The 12,656-nt window shown below is 65.9% G+C and carries 18 protein-coding genes; 10 read left to right on the top strand and 8 right to left on the bottom strand.

Annotated elements, in window-relative coordinates:
- Nucleotides 1-38: 38 nt before the first annotated feature.
- On the bottom strand, nt 39-515 hold the full coding sequence (locus CAF53_RS12745) for a ClpXP protease specificity-enhancing factor SspB (protein WP_046763355.1): 477 nt from the start codon (nt 513-515) through the stop codon (nt 39-41).
- A gap of 99 nt (nt 516-614) precedes the next feature.
- On the opposite strand from CAF53_RS12745, the gene hisB reads away from it, so the two are divergent.
- The 7 genes from hisB (at nt 615) to CAF53_RS12710 (ending at nt 4,766) form a co-directional block, all read left to right on the top strand.
- On the top strand, nt 615-1,202 hold the full coding sequence (hisB, locus tag CAF53_RS12740; protein WP_046763356.1) for an imidazoleglycerol-phosphate dehydratase HisB: 588 nt from the start codon (nt 615-617) through the stop codon (nt 1,200-1,202).
- A complete protein-coding gene (gene hisH / locus CAF53_RS12735) occupies nt 1,199-1,816 on the top strand; it encodes an imidazole glycerol phosphate synthase subunit HisH (protein ID WP_100238241.1) in 618 nt (205 codons plus the stop codon). Before hisB ends, hisH begins: the two co-directional genes overlap by 4 nt.
- Nucleotides 1,813-2,550, top strand: a complete 738-nt coding sequence (gene hisA, locus CAF53_RS12730) for a 1-(5-phosphoribosyl)-5-[(5-phosphoribosylamino)methylideneamino]imidazole-4-carboxamide isomerase (RefSeq protein ID WP_100238803.1) — start codon at nt 1,813-1,815, stop codon at nt 2,548-2,550. Before hisH ends, hisA begins: the two co-directional genes overlap by 4 nt.
- 1 nt (nt 2,551) lies before the next feature.
- Nucleotides 2,552-3,316: an imidazole glycerol phosphate synthase subunit HisF gene (gene hisF, locus CAF53_RS12725; protein WP_046763359.1), complete on the top strand. Its 765-nt coding sequence runs from the start codon at nt 2,552-2,554 to the stop codon at nt 3,314-3,316.
- A gap of 160 nt (nt 3,317-3,476) precedes the next feature.
- The gene (locus CAF53_RS12720) at nt 3,477-3,734 is read left to right on the top strand and encodes a PEP-CTERM sorting domain-containing protein (RefSeq protein WP_046763662.1); all 258 of its coding nucleotides are present in this window, start codon (nt 3,477-3,479) and stop codon (nt 3,732-3,734) included.
- Nucleotides 3,735-3,776: 42 nt separating this feature from the next.
- Complete coding sequence (locus CAF53_RS12715; RefSeq protein ID WP_046763360.1) at nt 3,777-4,097, top strand: phosphoribosyl-ATP diphosphatase; 321 nt, start codon at nt 3,777-3,779, stop codon at nt 4,095-4,097.
- 87 nt (nt 4,098-4,184) lie between these two features.
- Complete coding sequence (locus CAF53_RS12710) at nt 4,185-4,766, top strand: hypothetical protein (RefSeq protein WP_100238240.1); 582 nt, start codon at nt 4,185-4,187, stop codon at nt 4,764-4,766.
- Here the strand turns inward: CAF53_RS12710 and CAF53_RS12705 are convergent.
- Nucleotides 4,763-5,674 (bottom strand): histone deacetylase, encoded by a 912-nt coding sequence (locus tag CAF53_RS12705; protein ID WP_100238802.1) that lies wholly within the window; start codon nt 5,672-5,674, stop codon nt 4,763-4,765. The two genes, CAF53_RS12710 and CAF53_RS12705, sit on opposite strands and share 4 nt — an antisense overlap.
- Before the next feature lie 58 nt (nt 5,675-5,732).
- Here CAF53_RS12705 and CAF53_RS12700 point away from each other — a divergent pair, with 58 nt between their 5' ends.
- From CAF53_RS12700 to CAF53_RS12690, 3 genes are all read left to right on the top strand, one after another.
- Nucleotides 5,733-7,202, top strand: a complete 1,470-nt coding sequence (locus CAF53_RS12700) for a L,D-transpeptidase family protein (protein ID WP_100238239.1) — start codon at nt 5,733-5,735, stop codon at nt 7,200-7,202.
- 6 nt (nt 7,203-7,208) lie between these two features.
- The gene (locus CAF53_RS12695; RefSeq protein ID WP_046763363.1) at nt 7,209-7,505 is read left to right on the top strand and encodes a hypothetical protein; all 297 of its coding nucleotides are present in this window, start codon (nt 7,209-7,211) and stop codon (nt 7,503-7,505) included.
- Between the two features lie 126 nt (nt 7,506-7,631).
- Nucleotides 7,632-8,312, top strand: a complete 681-nt coding sequence (locus CAF53_RS12690) for a murein L,D-transpeptidase catalytic domain family protein (RefSeq protein WP_046763364.1) — start codon at nt 7,632-7,634, stop codon at nt 8,310-8,312.
- Between the two features lie 49 nt (nt 8,313-8,361).
- Here the strand turns inward: CAF53_RS12690 and CAF53_RS12685 are convergent, their stop codons facing one another.
- From CAF53_RS12685 to crcB, 6 genes are all read right to left on the bottom strand, one after another.
- A complete protein-coding gene (locus CAF53_RS12685) occupies nt 8,362-9,081 on the bottom strand; it encodes a hypothetical protein (protein ID WP_100238238.1) in 720 nt (239 codons plus the stop codon).
- A gap of 103 nt (nt 9,082-9,184) precedes the next feature.
- Entirely contained in the window at nt 9,185-9,880 is a 696-nt protein-coding gene (locus CAF53_RS12680; protein WP_046763366.1) for an ATP12 family protein, read from the bottom strand.
- Nucleotides 9,877-10,134 carry a hypothetical protein gene (locus CAF53_RS12675; RefSeq protein WP_046763367.1) on the bottom strand — a complete coding sequence of 86 codons (258 nt, stop codon included), beginning with the start codon at nt 10,132-10,134 and terminating at the stop codon, nt 9,877-9,879. Before CAF53_RS12675 ends, CAF53_RS12680 begins: the two co-directional genes overlap by 4 nt.
- Complete coding sequence (locus CAF53_RS12670; RefSeq protein WP_046763368.1) at nt 10,131-10,790, bottom strand: HAD-IA family hydrolase; 660 nt, start codon at nt 10,788-10,790, stop codon at nt 10,131-10,133. Before CAF53_RS12670 ends, CAF53_RS12675 begins: the two co-directional genes overlap by 4 nt.
- Nucleotides 10,787-12,121, bottom strand: a complete 1,335-nt coding sequence (locus CAF53_RS12665; protein ID WP_100238237.1) for an RluA family pseudouridine synthase — start codon at nt 12,119-12,121, stop codon at nt 10,787-10,789. The genes CAF53_RS12670 and CAF53_RS12665 overlap by 4 nt, the downstream gene beginning before the upstream one ends.
- Nucleotides 12,118-12,501 (bottom strand): fluoride efflux transporter CrcB, encoded by a 384-nt coding sequence (gene crcB / locus CAF53_RS12660; RefSeq protein WP_100238236.1) that lies wholly within the window; start codon nt 12,499-12,501, stop codon nt 12,118-12,120. Before crcB ends, CAF53_RS12665 begins: the two co-directional genes overlap by 4 nt.
- Nucleotides 12,502-12,656: the final 155 nt, after the last annotated feature.

The following is a 12,656-nucleotide window of genomic DNA, read 5'->3' as shown; positions in this document are numbered from 1 at the left end:
CCGCCAATCTGGGGACGCCCCGCCCGGGATACCAGAGCTTATTTCTTCTTGCCGAAATCCACGGTCACGACATTGGAGCCGTCTTCGCTCGTCACCTGCGGCGCGTCGTTTTCCGCCTCCTCATGCGGTTCGGGCGCGATATCGGCCTGCGCCTGGAACTGGAGCGCGAAATTCACCGCCGGATCGACGAAGGCCGTGATCGCGGCAAAGGGAATATAGAGATGCGCGGCGACCTGGTTGAAGGTGAGGCTGACGCCGAAGGCATCGTCGCCGACCTTCAGGTCCCAGAATTTGTTCTGGAGCACGATCGTCATTTCATCGGGGAAACGCTCGACCAGATGGCGGGGAATATCGACTCCGGCCGCCTGGGTCTTGAAGGTGATATAGAAATGGTGGGCACCGGGAAGTCCGCCCGAACGCTCCACCTCGCCCAGCACGCGGCCGACCACGGCACGCAGCGCCTCCTGCACGATTTCGTCATAGGGAATCAGGCTGTCGGGCAGGTCGTCGCTCATGGGCCAATGTCCTAACGACGCGGCGGCCCGGGTCAAGAGCGCGCCACACTTTGCAAGGGCACATTGCATGCCGCCCCCACTTCGGTATAGGGCGCAGCCATGCGCACGGCCGACATTCACCGCAACACTGCGGAAACGCAGATCGACGTGACCGTCAACCTCGACGGCACCGGCATCTATACCGTTTCGACGGGCATTGGCTTCCTCGATCACATGATCGAGCAGCTTTCGCGTCACTCGCTGATCGACATGGATGTGAAGACGGTCGGCGACCTGCACGTGGACCAGCACCACACGACAGAGGACACGGCCATCGCCATCGGTGAGGCCGTGGCCAAGGCGCTGGGCGACAAACGCGGCATTTCCCGCTACGGCAGCGTCTATTCGCCGATGGACGAAACGCTGACCCGCGTGTCGCTGGACATTTCGGGCCGCCCCTGGCTGGTGTTCAAGGCCCCCTTCACCGTGCAGCGCATCGGCGAATGGGATACGGAGATGGTGGAGCATTTCTTCCACAGCTTCGCGCAGGCCGCCGGGATCACGCTGCACATCGAAAATCTCTACGGCAGCAACAACCATCATATCGTCGAAAGCTGCTTCAAGGGGCTGGCCCGCGCATTGCGGCAGGCGGTGGAGATCGATCCGCGCAAGGCCGACGCCATCCCGTCGACCAAGGGGATGCTGTGACGACTCTGGCCCTGATCGATTACGGCGCGGGCAACCTTCATTCGGTGCACAACGCCCTGCGCAAGGCAGGGGCGACGGACGCCGTCATCACCGCCGATGCGGAACTGGTGGCGAAGGCGGATCGCATCGTCCTGCCGGGCGTCGGCGCCTTCCGCGCCTGCCGCGACGCACTGGTCGCCATTCCCGGCATGGTCGATGCCATGAACGAAGCCGTACATAAGCGCGGCACGCCCTTTCTGGGCGTATGCGTGGGCATGCAGTTGCTCGCCGATGCGGGCGAGGAGTTCGGGCGGCATGAGGGGCTAGGCTGGATCGCCGGCACCGTCAGGCTGATCGAACCGAAGAACCCGTCGATCAAGGTTCCCCATATGGGCTGGAACGACGTGACCCTGCACGGCCATCCGCCGTTGCTGGAGGCAGGCGAGGCCTATTTCCTGCACAGCTATCATTTCGACGTGGCGCAGGATGAGCATATCGCCGCCGTGACCGACCATGGCGGGCCGCTGGTCGCCGCGGTGGCGCGCGATACGATCATCGGTTGCCAGTTCCACCCGGAAAAGAGCCAGAGCTATGGCCTTTCCTTCCTATCCCGCTTTCTGGAATGGCGCCCATGAGCCTCATCGTTTTCCCAGCCATCGACCTCAAGGGCGGACAGGTGGTCCGCCTGGCCGAGGGCGACATGAATCGCGCCACCGTCTATGGTGACAATCCCGCCGCGCAGGCGTTGCTGTTCGCGGAAGCGGGCGCGCAGCATCTCCATGTCGTCGATCTCGACGGCAGCTTCGCCGGTCACGCGGTCAATGCCGAAGCGGTCGAGGCGATCGTCGCAGCCTTTCCGGGCCATGTGCAACTGGGCGGCGGCATCCGCAATCGGGAAGCGGTGGAGCGCTGGTTCGACCTCGGCGTGTCGCGGATCGTGATCGGCACGGCGGCGCTCAAGGATCCCGAATTCGTGAAGGCGGCGGCGCGCGAATTCCCCGGCGGCATCGTCGTCGCGGTCGATGCCCGCGACGGCTTCGTCGCCACCGACGGCTGGGCGGAGAAATCCGACATGCCGGTGGTCGATCTAGCCCGCCGGTTCGAGGATGCCGGCGTCGCCAGCCTGCTCTTCACCGATGTCGGCCGCGACGGGCTGCTGAAAGGGTGCAATATCGAAGCGACCGTCGATCTCGCCCGTGCCACCGACATTCCGGTGATCGCCAGTGGCGGCGTGGCGGGAATCGCGGACATCCGCATTCTGAGCCTGCATGCGGACGAAGGGATCGAAGGCGTCATCACGGGCCGGGCGCTCTATGACGGGCGGCTCGACCTCAAGACCGCGCTGGCGGTGGCGCAGGCGGCGGCATAGGATGACGGTCCGTACCCGCGTCATTCCCTGTCTGGATGTCGCCAATGGCCGGGTGGTCAAAGGCGTCAATTTCGTCGACCTGCGCGATGCGGGCGATCCGGTCGAGCAGGCCAAAATCTATGACGCGGCCGGGGCGGACGAACTTTGCTTCCTCGACATCACGGCGACTCATGAGGCGCGCGGCACCATCCTGGACGTGGTGCGGCGGACGGCGGAGGTCTGCTTCATGCCGGTGACGGTCGGCGGCGGCGTGCGCAGTCCCGAGGATGCGCGGGCGCTGCTGCTTGCAGGCGCGGACAAGGTGGCGGTGAACAGTGCGGCGGTTGCCCGGCCCGAAGTGGTGGCCGACATCGCCGACCGCTTCGGCAGCCAGTGCGTCGTCGGCTCCGTCGACGCCCGGCGCGTTGGCGAAGGCCGATGGGAGATTTTCACCCATGGCGGGCGCAAACCGACCGGCATCGACGCGCTGGAACATGCGATACGTCTGGCGGAACTGGGCGCGGGCGAGTTGCTCGTCACCTCCATGGACGGCGACGGGACCAAAGCAGGCTATGACCTTGCCCTCACCCGGTCCATTGCCGATGCGGTGTCGGTTCCGGTGATCGCCAGCGGCGGCGTCGGTACGCTGGAGCATCTGGTCGAGGGCGTGATCGAGGGCCATGCCAGCGCCGTGCTGGCGGCATCCATATTTCACTTCGGTCAACACACTATTGCTGAAGCGCATCAGGCACTTGCAGCAGCCGGCGTGCGCGTCAGGGCGAACTGAAAAGCGCCTTTGCGCAAAAGCGTCGGTTGCATTTACATTAACCAAGAACCGTAGAGACACGTTAACCATGGTTCGTGCGTCGGACGCGTTCCTTCGCGCATCTGGCACGGCCCCTGCACATCTTCATCCACCTGATTAAACCGGCAAAGGGGTGAAGATCATGAATGTAAACAAGCTGTTTCTGGCCGCTGGCGTAGCGGCTCTGATGGGCGCGGCGGCTCCGGCCGAGGCGACATGGTGCTGGGGCAAGAAGTGCGGCGGTTCGAGCGGTTCCTCGGGCGGCGGCTCCAGTTCGGGCGGTTCCAGCTCGGGCGGCACGCCCACCCCGGTTCCCGAACCGGAGCAGATGGCGCTGTTCGGCCTGGGCGCGGCAGTGCTGGGCGCGCGGGTTTTCGTCGGCCGCCGCCGCAAGAAGTAAGTTTTCATTTGACGGGTCGCGCGTGCGGCGCTTGATGGCGCCATGCGTGCGACCCTTTTCGACCTTGAACGGACCATCCGCCAGCGGCGGCAGGCCGACCCGTCCCAAAGCTATGTGGCCAAGCTGACCGCCAAGGGACGCGGCAAGATCGCCCAGAAGGTAGGCGAGGAAGCCGTGGAGACGGTGATCGCCGCCATGGCGTCCGACCGCGACGGCGCGATCGGGGAAAGCGCCGACCTGCTGTTCCACCTGATGGTGTTGCTGGCCGATCTCGACATCGCGCTCGACGAGGTGCTGGACGAACTGGACCGGCGCGAGGGCGTGTCGGGGATCGCGGAAAAGGCGTCCCGCAAGGCAGACTGATCCTCATCGGATCGATCTGCGCGAAACCTGTTGCCGATCCGGCATTTGTCCGTCAGCCTCTTCCCCGCGGAGAGGACAGGAGGGCATATGATCAAGACCTTGTTGGGCGGCCTGATCGGCGGCGTCGCCATGTATCTCGTCGGGTTCCTCTTCTGGGGCACGCCGCTCAGCGCGCTGGCCTTTCATCGCGCGGATGCCGGAGCCAGCGGCACGTTGCAGACCGCCATGGCGCAGGCGCTGACGCCTTCGGGAACCGGCGTCTATATCGTCCCCGATCCGGCGACCGCGCAGGGCACGGTGCTTTACGGCAAGGGGCCTGTCGCGACAGTCTTCTATAATAGCGGCGGCTTTCCGGTGACGGATACCGGCGCACTGGTCGGCGGCCTCGTCCTGGCTCTGGCAGTGGGGGTGCTGATCGCCCTGATGCTGCGGTTCGCGGGTGCAGATTTTGGGGGACGGGCGCGGGTAAGCGTGCTGTTGTCCCTGATTGCGGTGCTATGGCTGCATGTCGGGCAGGCGGTGTTCAACCATGCGCCCTGGGGCTATATCCTCTATCTGGCGTTCAGCGATTTCTTGGCGCTTATGGTGGCCGGATTGATCGCGGCGAAGGTGATGGAGGGCAGGAATATTTCCCCTACCGAACCGGGGAATGAGGAAACGCTGCATTAGGCCTGCTCGCCGCGACGGGCCTCCTCCGCCAGGCGGATCATGCAGTCGGCGTGGCGGCGGGCGATCGCCATGCGATCGACGCCATAGCCTCCACCCATGGTGCTGGCGAGCGGAATGGCCCGGCGCCTGGCGGCGCGCATGACGGCGCGGTCCCGGCGGTCCAGCCCGGCATCGGTCAATGAGAGGCGCCCCAGCCTGTCGTCGGCATGGGGATCGATCCCCGCCTGGTATAATATGAGATCGGGCCGAAAATCGTCCATCGCGCGCGGCAGCACATCCATCAATACCGCCAGATAATCCTCATCCCCCGTCCCGTCGGGCAATCCGATGTCCAGGGTGGACCGCGCCTTGCGGACCGGGAAATTCTTCTCCGCATGGATCGACAGGGTAAAGACATCCTCGCGATCGGCCATAAGGGCCGCCGTCCCGTCCCCCTGGTGCACATCGAGGTCCAGGATCAGGATGCGCCGGGCGTCCCCCTCCCCGATCAGGCGGTTGGCCGCGATGGCGAGGTCGTTGAACACGCAATAGCCGGCCCCGCTGTCATGCAGCGCATGATGGCTGCCGCCGGCTGCATTGGCCGCATAGCCATGGACCATCGCCAGCCGCGCCGCGGCCCAGGTGCCGCCGGGCGAAAGCAAGGAACGCCGCATCACCCGATCGGTCACGGCAAAGCCGATGCGGCGTTCCTTTTCGCGCGGCACGCTCAATGTCGCGACCTGCTCGACATAGGCGGGATCGTGCACCGCCTCGATCCAGTCGCGGGGCATGGGATGGGGTTCATGCACGGTAAAGGGCGCGCCTGTCATGGCGAGGGCGTCCATCACCAGCCCATATTTGTCGAAGCGAAAGGAACCGTCCCCTGTTGCCGGAGAAACATAGGCCGGATGGTGAACGACGTGCAGCATCATCTTTTCCGCTATCTTCGAGTTTGAACGATGCGGGCTTTGCGCTATCTGGTCCAGCATGAAGCGTCCCGATTTGATCCGTTTTTCCGTTCTTTCCCTGCTTGGCGCAATGGCGGCGCCGTCGCTGGCGCAGCCGCCGGCGGTTGCCCCCACGCAACCGCAGGCCCCATCCGCGCCCCAGCCGCAGGTGATATTGCCGCCGTCCATCGTCACGCCGCCGCCGCCTATTCCGCTGCCCCAGCCGTCCGCCGCGCAGGAACGCTGGCTTAACGACTGGCTGAAGGGCGGCACGCAGCAGGGGCTGATGGCGCGCAGCAAGGTGACCGGCGACCTGAAGGGCGACGCCCTGCTGTCGGCCGCGCTGGACCGGGCGCGTGCGCTCAGCACCGGGCGCGTCGACACGGCGGACTTCCTGGAGATCTGGGCGCTGCGTCCCGCGCCCTTCGACCCGCGCCCCGGCCTCGCCAAGGCACTGAGCGAGGATCGGTTGCCGCAATGGGCGCTCAACCTGACGCCGCCCTATTCGGGCTATGACGGACTGCGCAAGGGCCTCGCCAACTACGAGCGGATTCGCGACGCGGGCGGCTGGCCCATGCTGACCGCGCAATCCGCGCCCGATGTGGTGCGGGCGCGCATCGCCATCGAGGACAGGAGCGTGACGCCCGGCGAAAAGCTGGTCGACGTGTTGCAGCGGGCGCAGCGGCGCTACGGCCTCAATCCCACCGGCCTGCTCGACGCCCGGACGCTCAAGGAACTGAACGTGCCGGTCGACGACCGTATCGCCGCGATCATGGCGAATATGGAACGCTGGCGCTGGATGCCGCGCGAATTGCCGGTCAATCGCGTACAGGTGAACATCGCCGCCGCCGTGCTGACGGTGTTCGAGGGCGACGAGCCGGTGACGTCGATGCGCGCCGTGACGGGCGCGCCGGACAATGCGACGCCGATGCTGTCGTCCAGCATCCATTCGATCGTCGTCAATCCGCCGTGGAATGTCCCCGCCTCCATCGCCAAGCGCGAATTGTGGCCCAAGGGGCGGGCAACGCTGATCCGGCAGGGCTACAAGATCGTCGGCACGCCCGAAACCGGCGAGCGGATCGTGCAGCCGGCGGGGCCGAACAGCGCGCTGGGCCGGTTGAAGTTCGACTTCAACAATCCCTTCGCCGTCTATCTGCACGACACGCCGTCGCGGGCGAAATTCTCCAGCTATGACCGGCTGGCAAGCCATGGCTGCATCCGCCTGGAGAAACCAGTGCCGCTGGCCGAGCTGATGGTGGCAAGCGATCCCGCTCTGGCCGGGCAGATCCAGTCGCTGATCGATACGGGCAAGACGCAACGCGTCTCGCTGCCCAAGCAGGTCGCCGTCTATCTGCTCTACTGGACCGCCTTTGCCAGCAACAACGGCACGATGAGCTTCCGTTCCGATCCCTATGGCTGGGACAAGCTGCTCGCCGCCAAGATCGAGGCGTCGAGCCGCCGTGCCGATCCCACTGCCGCCCCAGCCGCCACCATCGCATCCAAGGACTGATCTTTCATGCGCAAATTCGCCCTTATCGCCCTCGCCGGGACGCTCGCCCTCGCCGCCTGCGGCAAGAAGGAGGAGGAAGCGCCCACCAACAATCTGGTGGAGCCGCCGGTCGAGAATGTGATCGTGAACGAGCCGGAAGAAGCGCCCGCACCGGAGCCGGGCAACAACGCCGCCGCGCTCCAGCCAGCCGCGCCACCCAGCATTTCCGAGCAGCAGCAGATCGAGGATGATGCCGCGGCGACCGGCATGACGTCCCGCCTCAGCCGGGACGAGCCGGGCGAATCGTCGAACTCGACGCAGTAAGCCATGCCCACGCCCTGCCCCGGAAACCGGGCGGCAGGGCGGCTTTTCCGCCAGGCGCCGGACGAATGGACAGGGCCCCTTCTCCCTGCCCTTGGAGCCTGCGCACGCATTTGCTATATAGGGTTCATGGATCGTCGTAGTTTTACCAAGCTCGCTTTGAGCGGGTTGGCCTTTTCCTTCGTTGCCGACAGTGCCGGGCGCGCCGCTTCGCTTGGCGAAACGCTGCCCACATCTCCCGCACCGGCAACGCCGCGCTCCGTCCCGGACGGGCCGCTGGCAACCCAGCCTTACGCGAAGTTGCTGGAGCGGGCGAAGGCCGCGCTCGATCAGCATGGACATATGTTCGAACTGCGCGATCGTGTCGCGCTGGCCGATTTCAATGCGCCCTCACGGGAATTACGCTTTCATGTCGTCGACCTGATCGGCGGACAGGCCAGCTCCTATCTGGTGGCCCATGGCCGAGGATCGGACCCGGGGCATTCGGGATGGCTCCAGAGCTTTTCCAACGAACCCAATTCGCTGGCAAGCTGCTCAGGCGCCTTCAAGACGGGCGAAATCTATGAGGGCCAGCATGGCCGCGCCATCCGGCTGATGGGGCTCGACCCGCAGAACAACAACGCGGAAATGCGGGCCATCGTCGTACATGGCGCCGACTATGTGAGCGAAGACCATATCGCGACCTGGGGCAAGATCGGACGCAGCGAGGGTTGTTTCGCGCTCGCCCGCCATATGCTGCCGCAGTTCATCGGTCTCATTGGGCCGGGACGGATGCTATACGCCGACAAGATCATCGGCGCGCCAGCCTGAAGGGCGGCCCCGGTCGCATAGCCCGAAGGTCTCATAGCCCGAACGGAAATCAGCCCGCCTTGGCGCCCGTCATCGCTTCCACCGAAGGCTTGTTCGTCGCGTCGATCGTGCCGTCGCTGAGCATCGCCTTGCCCATGCTGAGAGCTTCGTTGGTGAGCGCGGGGTCATTGGCGGTCTGGCTGGTGCCGATCAGGGCGGAGAGCAGGATATTCCGGCTCACCGCATCCGTGCCGTTTTCCGACACCGACTTCCGGGCCAGGGTCAGCGCCTCCTTGTAGAGCGGATCGGCGCCGGTCTTGTCCTGCGTCGCCAGCTTCTGATTGCCCATCTGGACCAATATGCCCGCGAAGATATTGCGGATGGCGGCATCGGCGGGTTTCGCCTCCACCAGCTTGCGCCAATGCGGCGCGGCCTCGCCATAGAGGGCGATCACCCTGTCCATCCTGCCGAGCGCACCCTGCGCGGCCGCATCGGCATAAAGCGCGTTGGCAAGGAAGTTCACATTCTCGATCTTGCCGGGATCAACCTCCACCGCCGTGCGGATGGCGGGGAGCGCGGCGTCATATTTGGCGGCGGCGGTGCCGTTGTCGCCCGCCTGCTGGGCCGTCTGGCCCGCGGTGAAGTCCGTCACGGCCTGGTTGAACGCCGCGATCTGTTCGGAGGTCATCTGGCCGGCGGCGGGAGCGGCGGCCTGTTGGGCAAGGGCCGGGGCGGAAAATGCCAGCGGACCGGAAAGGGTCAACAGCGCGGCAACGAAGGAACGGGGCATCAAGGTCAGGGCCTCCTTGGAGAGTCATCCATATGGGACGCGAGGCGCCTCCCCGCGCCTCACCCTGACAATTGACCAGAGATGCGCCGCCGATCCCAGCCGATCAGGCACGGGTCAGCGCGCAAAAGGCTCGCGCCATGGCAAATTCGTTTCTGCGCTGCGCCGAACGGGCGGCGGCTTCGGCATCCTCGCCCCATTGTTCGACTTCCCACGCCTCGTCGATTTCGGCCGCCGTCCACACAAGGTCGGCGTCATGCCCGCCCTCGACAATGGCAAGGCCGCAGACGAGCGAGCCGGAAAGCGTGACCAGCGTCGATAGTCCCGCCAGGGTGAAGGGATCAAGCGCAGCCACCGCTGATGCCAAGCGGTCCAGCGTATCGCCCGGCTGATCGACGGGAATGATGCCCTGCGTCACGGCGAAGGTCACGTCATAGCGACGGCGCGCCCAGTCGAGCAGCGGGTCCCAGGCTGCGGCCTCCCGATCGATGAGCTCGCCCGGTCCCTCGGCGCGGTAGCAAAGCAGGTCGCTGGTCCCATAGCGGGCGATGCCGTCGGCAAAACTCTCCCGATTGGGCGCGATCTGGTCGATGGCGCCATTGGCGAGGCCGGTGAAGGGCATGGAGCGCGGGTCGATCGTTTCGCCCTGGGCGCGCCATTCCTCGGCAATGGCCTCGGCCAGCGCGGCATTGGGCAAGGCCAGAGGCGCGCGGGCGGGCGTGCGGACGGGCCGGTCGTCAAGCCGGATTTCGAAGCCGTTTTCGCCGGAAACGACGCTCACATCCTTGTAGAAGCGTTTCATGATTGCGGGGGCCTTCGAAACAGCGCCAACAGCAGGCGGGGCACGATGACGAACTGGAACAGGCCGACGACAACGAAGATCGCGCCCATCGCCTTCGCCTTGTTGCCCTGAACCCAATGAAAGCGCTGCATCAATATGAGGAAACCGAACATCACCAGCAGCGCGCCCGACAGGCGGAACAGGCCCAGCGCGAAGAAGCGCTGACGGGCGACCTTTTCAGGGTCGACGGGCGGAATCGGGGGCAAGTCGGTCATCTGGCGCGGATATGGCCGTGCAATTCCGCGCTGTCCATCGCGACGCTATGGGCACCCGCCGCGATCAGATCCTGTGGCGTATGATAACCCCAGCCCACACCCAGCGCACGCGTGCCTGCGGTCAACGCCATGTCGATGTCGAAGCTGGTGTCGCCGATCATCACCGTGGTTTCCGGTGCCGCGCCCGCTTCGGCCATGGCAGTCAGCAGCATGGAGGGATGCGGCTTGGACGGGTGGCGATCGGCGGTCTGGAGCGTCACGAAATGGGCGTGGATGCCGTGATGGGTGAGGCAGAGCTGAAGGCCACGATCGGACTTGCCGGTGGCGACGCCCAGCAGCCAGCCATCCGCATCCAGTTCGCGGATCAGATCGGCAATGCCGGGATAGAGCGGCTCCGACACGGCATTCTCCCGGCGCAGTTGCTGGAAGGCGAGCTTGTAGCTTTCGGAAAGATGGCCGTGATAGGCCGCGTCCGCATCCGGCAGCAGCCGCGCCATGGCAAGCGGCAGCGACAGGCCGACCACGGACAGGATCGTCGCCCGGTCCGGCGCGACCAGCTTTTCGCCTTCAAAGGCGCGGATCATGGCCGTGCAGATGCTGTGCTGGCTGTCGACCAGCGTGCCATCGCAATCGAACACGGCGAGACGGTTGGTCATTTCTTGCGCGGAGCCCCTCCGGACTTGGGGCCGCCGCTCTTGGCGCCGCCCGACGCGCCGCGCGCGCGGCGCTCGCCCTTGCGACCCTTGCGGATTTGCTTGGCATGGGCCTTCGCCACCTTCTTCTCATCCTCGCGGGTGGGCTTGCGCGCGATTTCCTCATCCAGCGGCAGGTCGCCGGCATGGAGGTCGAAACCCAGCGAAACGAGGCTGGCCGCGAAATGTTCGGGCAGTTCCGCCCGCACGTCGACGCGATCGCCGTCGGGATGGTCCACCCGGATGCGCCGGGCATGAAGATGCATCTTGCGGCTGATCGTGCCGGAGAGGAACGCTTCCTTCCCGCCATATTTGCCGTCGCCGACGATGGGATGGCCGATCGCCGCCATATGGACGCGAAGCTGATGGGTGCGGCCGGTATAGGGTTGCAGCTCGACCCAGGCGGCGCGGTTGCCGGCGCGTTCGATCACGCGGTAGCGCGAACGGGCGGGCAGCCCCTCCTCCTCATCCACATGCATCTTCTCGCCGCCGGTGCCGGGCTGCTTGGCGATGGGCAGTTCGATCATGCCGTCCTCGATCGAGGGGACGCCCATGACGATCGCCCAATAGACTTTCCGGGCCGTGCGGCTGGAAAAGGCCTTGGCGAAATGAGCCGCGGAGCGCGCGGTGCGGGCGATCAGCAGCGCGCCGGACGTATCCTTGTCGAGGCGGTGGACCAGCTTGGGGCGCTGGTCGAGTTCGAACTCCAGCGCGTCGAGCAGGCCGTCGACATGATCGTCGGTCTTGGTGCCGCCCTGGGTCGCCAGACCCGGCGGCTTGTTGATGACGATCGCCTGCGCGTCGCGATGGATGACCAGGCTTTGCGCGAAGGCGATCTGATCATCGGTCAATTGCGGGCGAACGCGCCGGGGTTTCGCGATTTCGGCGGCCTTTGGCTCGGCGGGGGGGACACGGATGGTCTGCCCTTCCGCGACGCGATCTCCGGGAGCTGCGCGGGCGCCGTCGACGCGGAGCTGCCCGGTGCGCGCCCAGCGCGAGACGACGTTGAAACCGACGTCCGGCAGATGCCTCTGGAACCAGCGGTCGAGGCGGATGCCGTCATCGTCCGCGCCGACGCGGAACTGGCGGACGTCGAGCGAGACACCCTTGGCCGGGGAAGCCTTGACTGGTGCAGACTTTGCCGCCGCCACCTTGGGCGCGGGATTGGGCGCGGGTCGGGGCGCGTCAGGCTTACGGGCACGCGCAGCCTTCACGGCACCGCGCGCGCGGCCCTGCGGCGCGGCGCCGGGCTTGCGGGGGCCGCCGCGCGACGGGCCGGATGATTTCCCCTTCATGCGACGCTCCTCATCACGGCAAGGCCGCCGGCCAGCGCGCCGACGGCGCCGATGACGGAAAAGGCGGCATAGGCCAGTGCCATGCCCAACTGACCACGCTCGATCATCAGCACCGTTTCCAGGCTGAAGGAAGAGAAGGTGGTGAAGCCGCCCAATATGCCCACGGCGAGCAAAAGGCGGATCGGTTCACCGGGTCCGGTATTGAAGCGCGCCAGGAAGCCCGCGAGCAGGCCCATGGCGAAACCGCCGAATATATTGGCCGCAAAGGTGCCCCAGGGCCACAAGGCGCCGGGCAATAACTGGCCTGCGAGACGCCCGAGCAGATAGCGCAACGCCGATCCGACGGCGCCGCCTGCCATGACGAGAAGGATATTGATCATGCCGCCCGCCCTAGCATTTTTGCCGGGATTGGGAAGCGATCATTGGCAAACGGGTGGCGAGAGCGGTGGGTAGCGATGATGGCCAGAGATTGCCTTTCGCGTTGCCACGGGCTTGATCCGCGGCCGCGCGGCCCTGGGTCGGCGCGGGGTGCAAA

It is taken from the genome of Sphingobium sp. LB126, from assembly GCF_002795205.1.
Classification (GTDB): domain Bacteria; phylum Pseudomonadota; class Alphaproteobacteria; order Sphingomonadales; family Sphingomonadaceae; genus Sphingobium; species Sphingobium chungbukense.
This window is presented reverse-complemented; position numbering and strand designations above follow the sequence as displayed.

Excerpts from the sequence above, each read along its gene's own strand:
- CAF53_RS12710 (WP_100238240.1), top strand. The coding sequence starts at position 4,185 with ATGATCAAGACCTTGTTGGGCGGCCTGATCGGCGGCGTCGCCATGTAT.
- CAF53_RS12745 (WP_046763355.1), bottom strand. The coding sequence starts at position 515 with ATGAGCGACGACCTGCCCGACAGCCTGATTCCCTATGACGAAATCGTG.
- CAF53_RS12665 (WP_100238237.1), bottom strand. The coding sequence starts at position 12,121 with ATGAAGGGGAAATCATCCGGCCCGTCGCGCGGCGGCCCCCGCAAGCCC.
- CAF53_RS12695 (WP_046763363.1), top strand. The coding sequence starts at position 7,209 with ATGCGCAAATTCGCCCTTATCGCCCTCGCCGGGACGCTCGCCCTCGCC.
- CAF53_RS12700 (WP_100238239.1), top strand. The coding sequence starts at position 5,733 with ATGAAGCGTCCCGATTTGATCCGTTTTTCCGTTCTTTCCCTGCTTGGC.
- CAF53_RS12670 (WP_046763368.1), bottom strand. The coding sequence starts at position 10,790 with ATGACCAACCGTCTCGCCGTGTTCGATTGCGATGGCACGCTGGTCGAC.
- crcB (WP_100238236.1), bottom strand. The coding sequence starts at position 12,501 with ATGATCAATATCCTTCTCGTCATGGCAGGCGGCGCCGTCGGATCGGCG.
- hisA (WP_100238803.1), top strand. The coding sequence starts at position 1,813 with ATGAGCCTCATCGTTTTCCCAGCCATCGACCTCAAGGGCGGACAGGTG.
- CAF53_RS12715 (WP_046763360.1), top strand. The coding sequence starts at position 3,777 with ATGCGTGCGACCCTTTTCGACCTTGAACGGACCATCCGCCAGCGGCGG.
- CAF53_RS12685 (WP_100238238.1), bottom strand. The coding sequence starts at position 9,081 with ATGCCCCGTTCCTTCGTTGCCGCGCTGTTGACCCTTTCCGGTCCGCTG.
- CAF53_RS12705 (WP_100238802.1), bottom strand. The coding sequence starts at position 5,674 with ATGCTGCACGTCGTTCACCATCCGGCCTATGTTTCTCCGGCAACAGGG.
- CAF53_RS12720 (WP_046763662.1), top strand. The coding sequence starts at position 3,477 with ATGAATGTAAACAAGCTGTTTCTGGCCGCTGGCGTAGCGGCTCTGATG.
- CAF53_RS12680 (WP_046763366.1), bottom strand. The coding sequence starts at position 9,880 with ATGAAACGCTTCTACAAGGATGTGAGCGTCGTTTCCGGCGAAAACGGC.
- CAF53_RS12675 (WP_046763367.1), bottom strand. The coding sequence starts at position 10,134 with ATGACCGACTTGCCCCCGATTCCGCCCGTCGACCCTGAAAAGGTCGCC.
- hisB (WP_046763356.1), top strand. The coding sequence starts at position 615 with ATGCGCACGGCCGACATTCACCGCAACACTGCGGAAACGCAGATCGAC.
- CAF53_RS12690 (WP_046763364.1), top strand. The coding sequence starts at position 7,632 with ATGGATCGTCGTAGTTTTACCAAGCTCGCTTTGAGCGGGTTGGCCTTT.
- hisF (WP_046763359.1), top strand. The coding sequence starts at position 2,552 with ATGACGGTCCGTACCCGCGTCATTCCCTGTCTGGATGTCGCCAATGGC.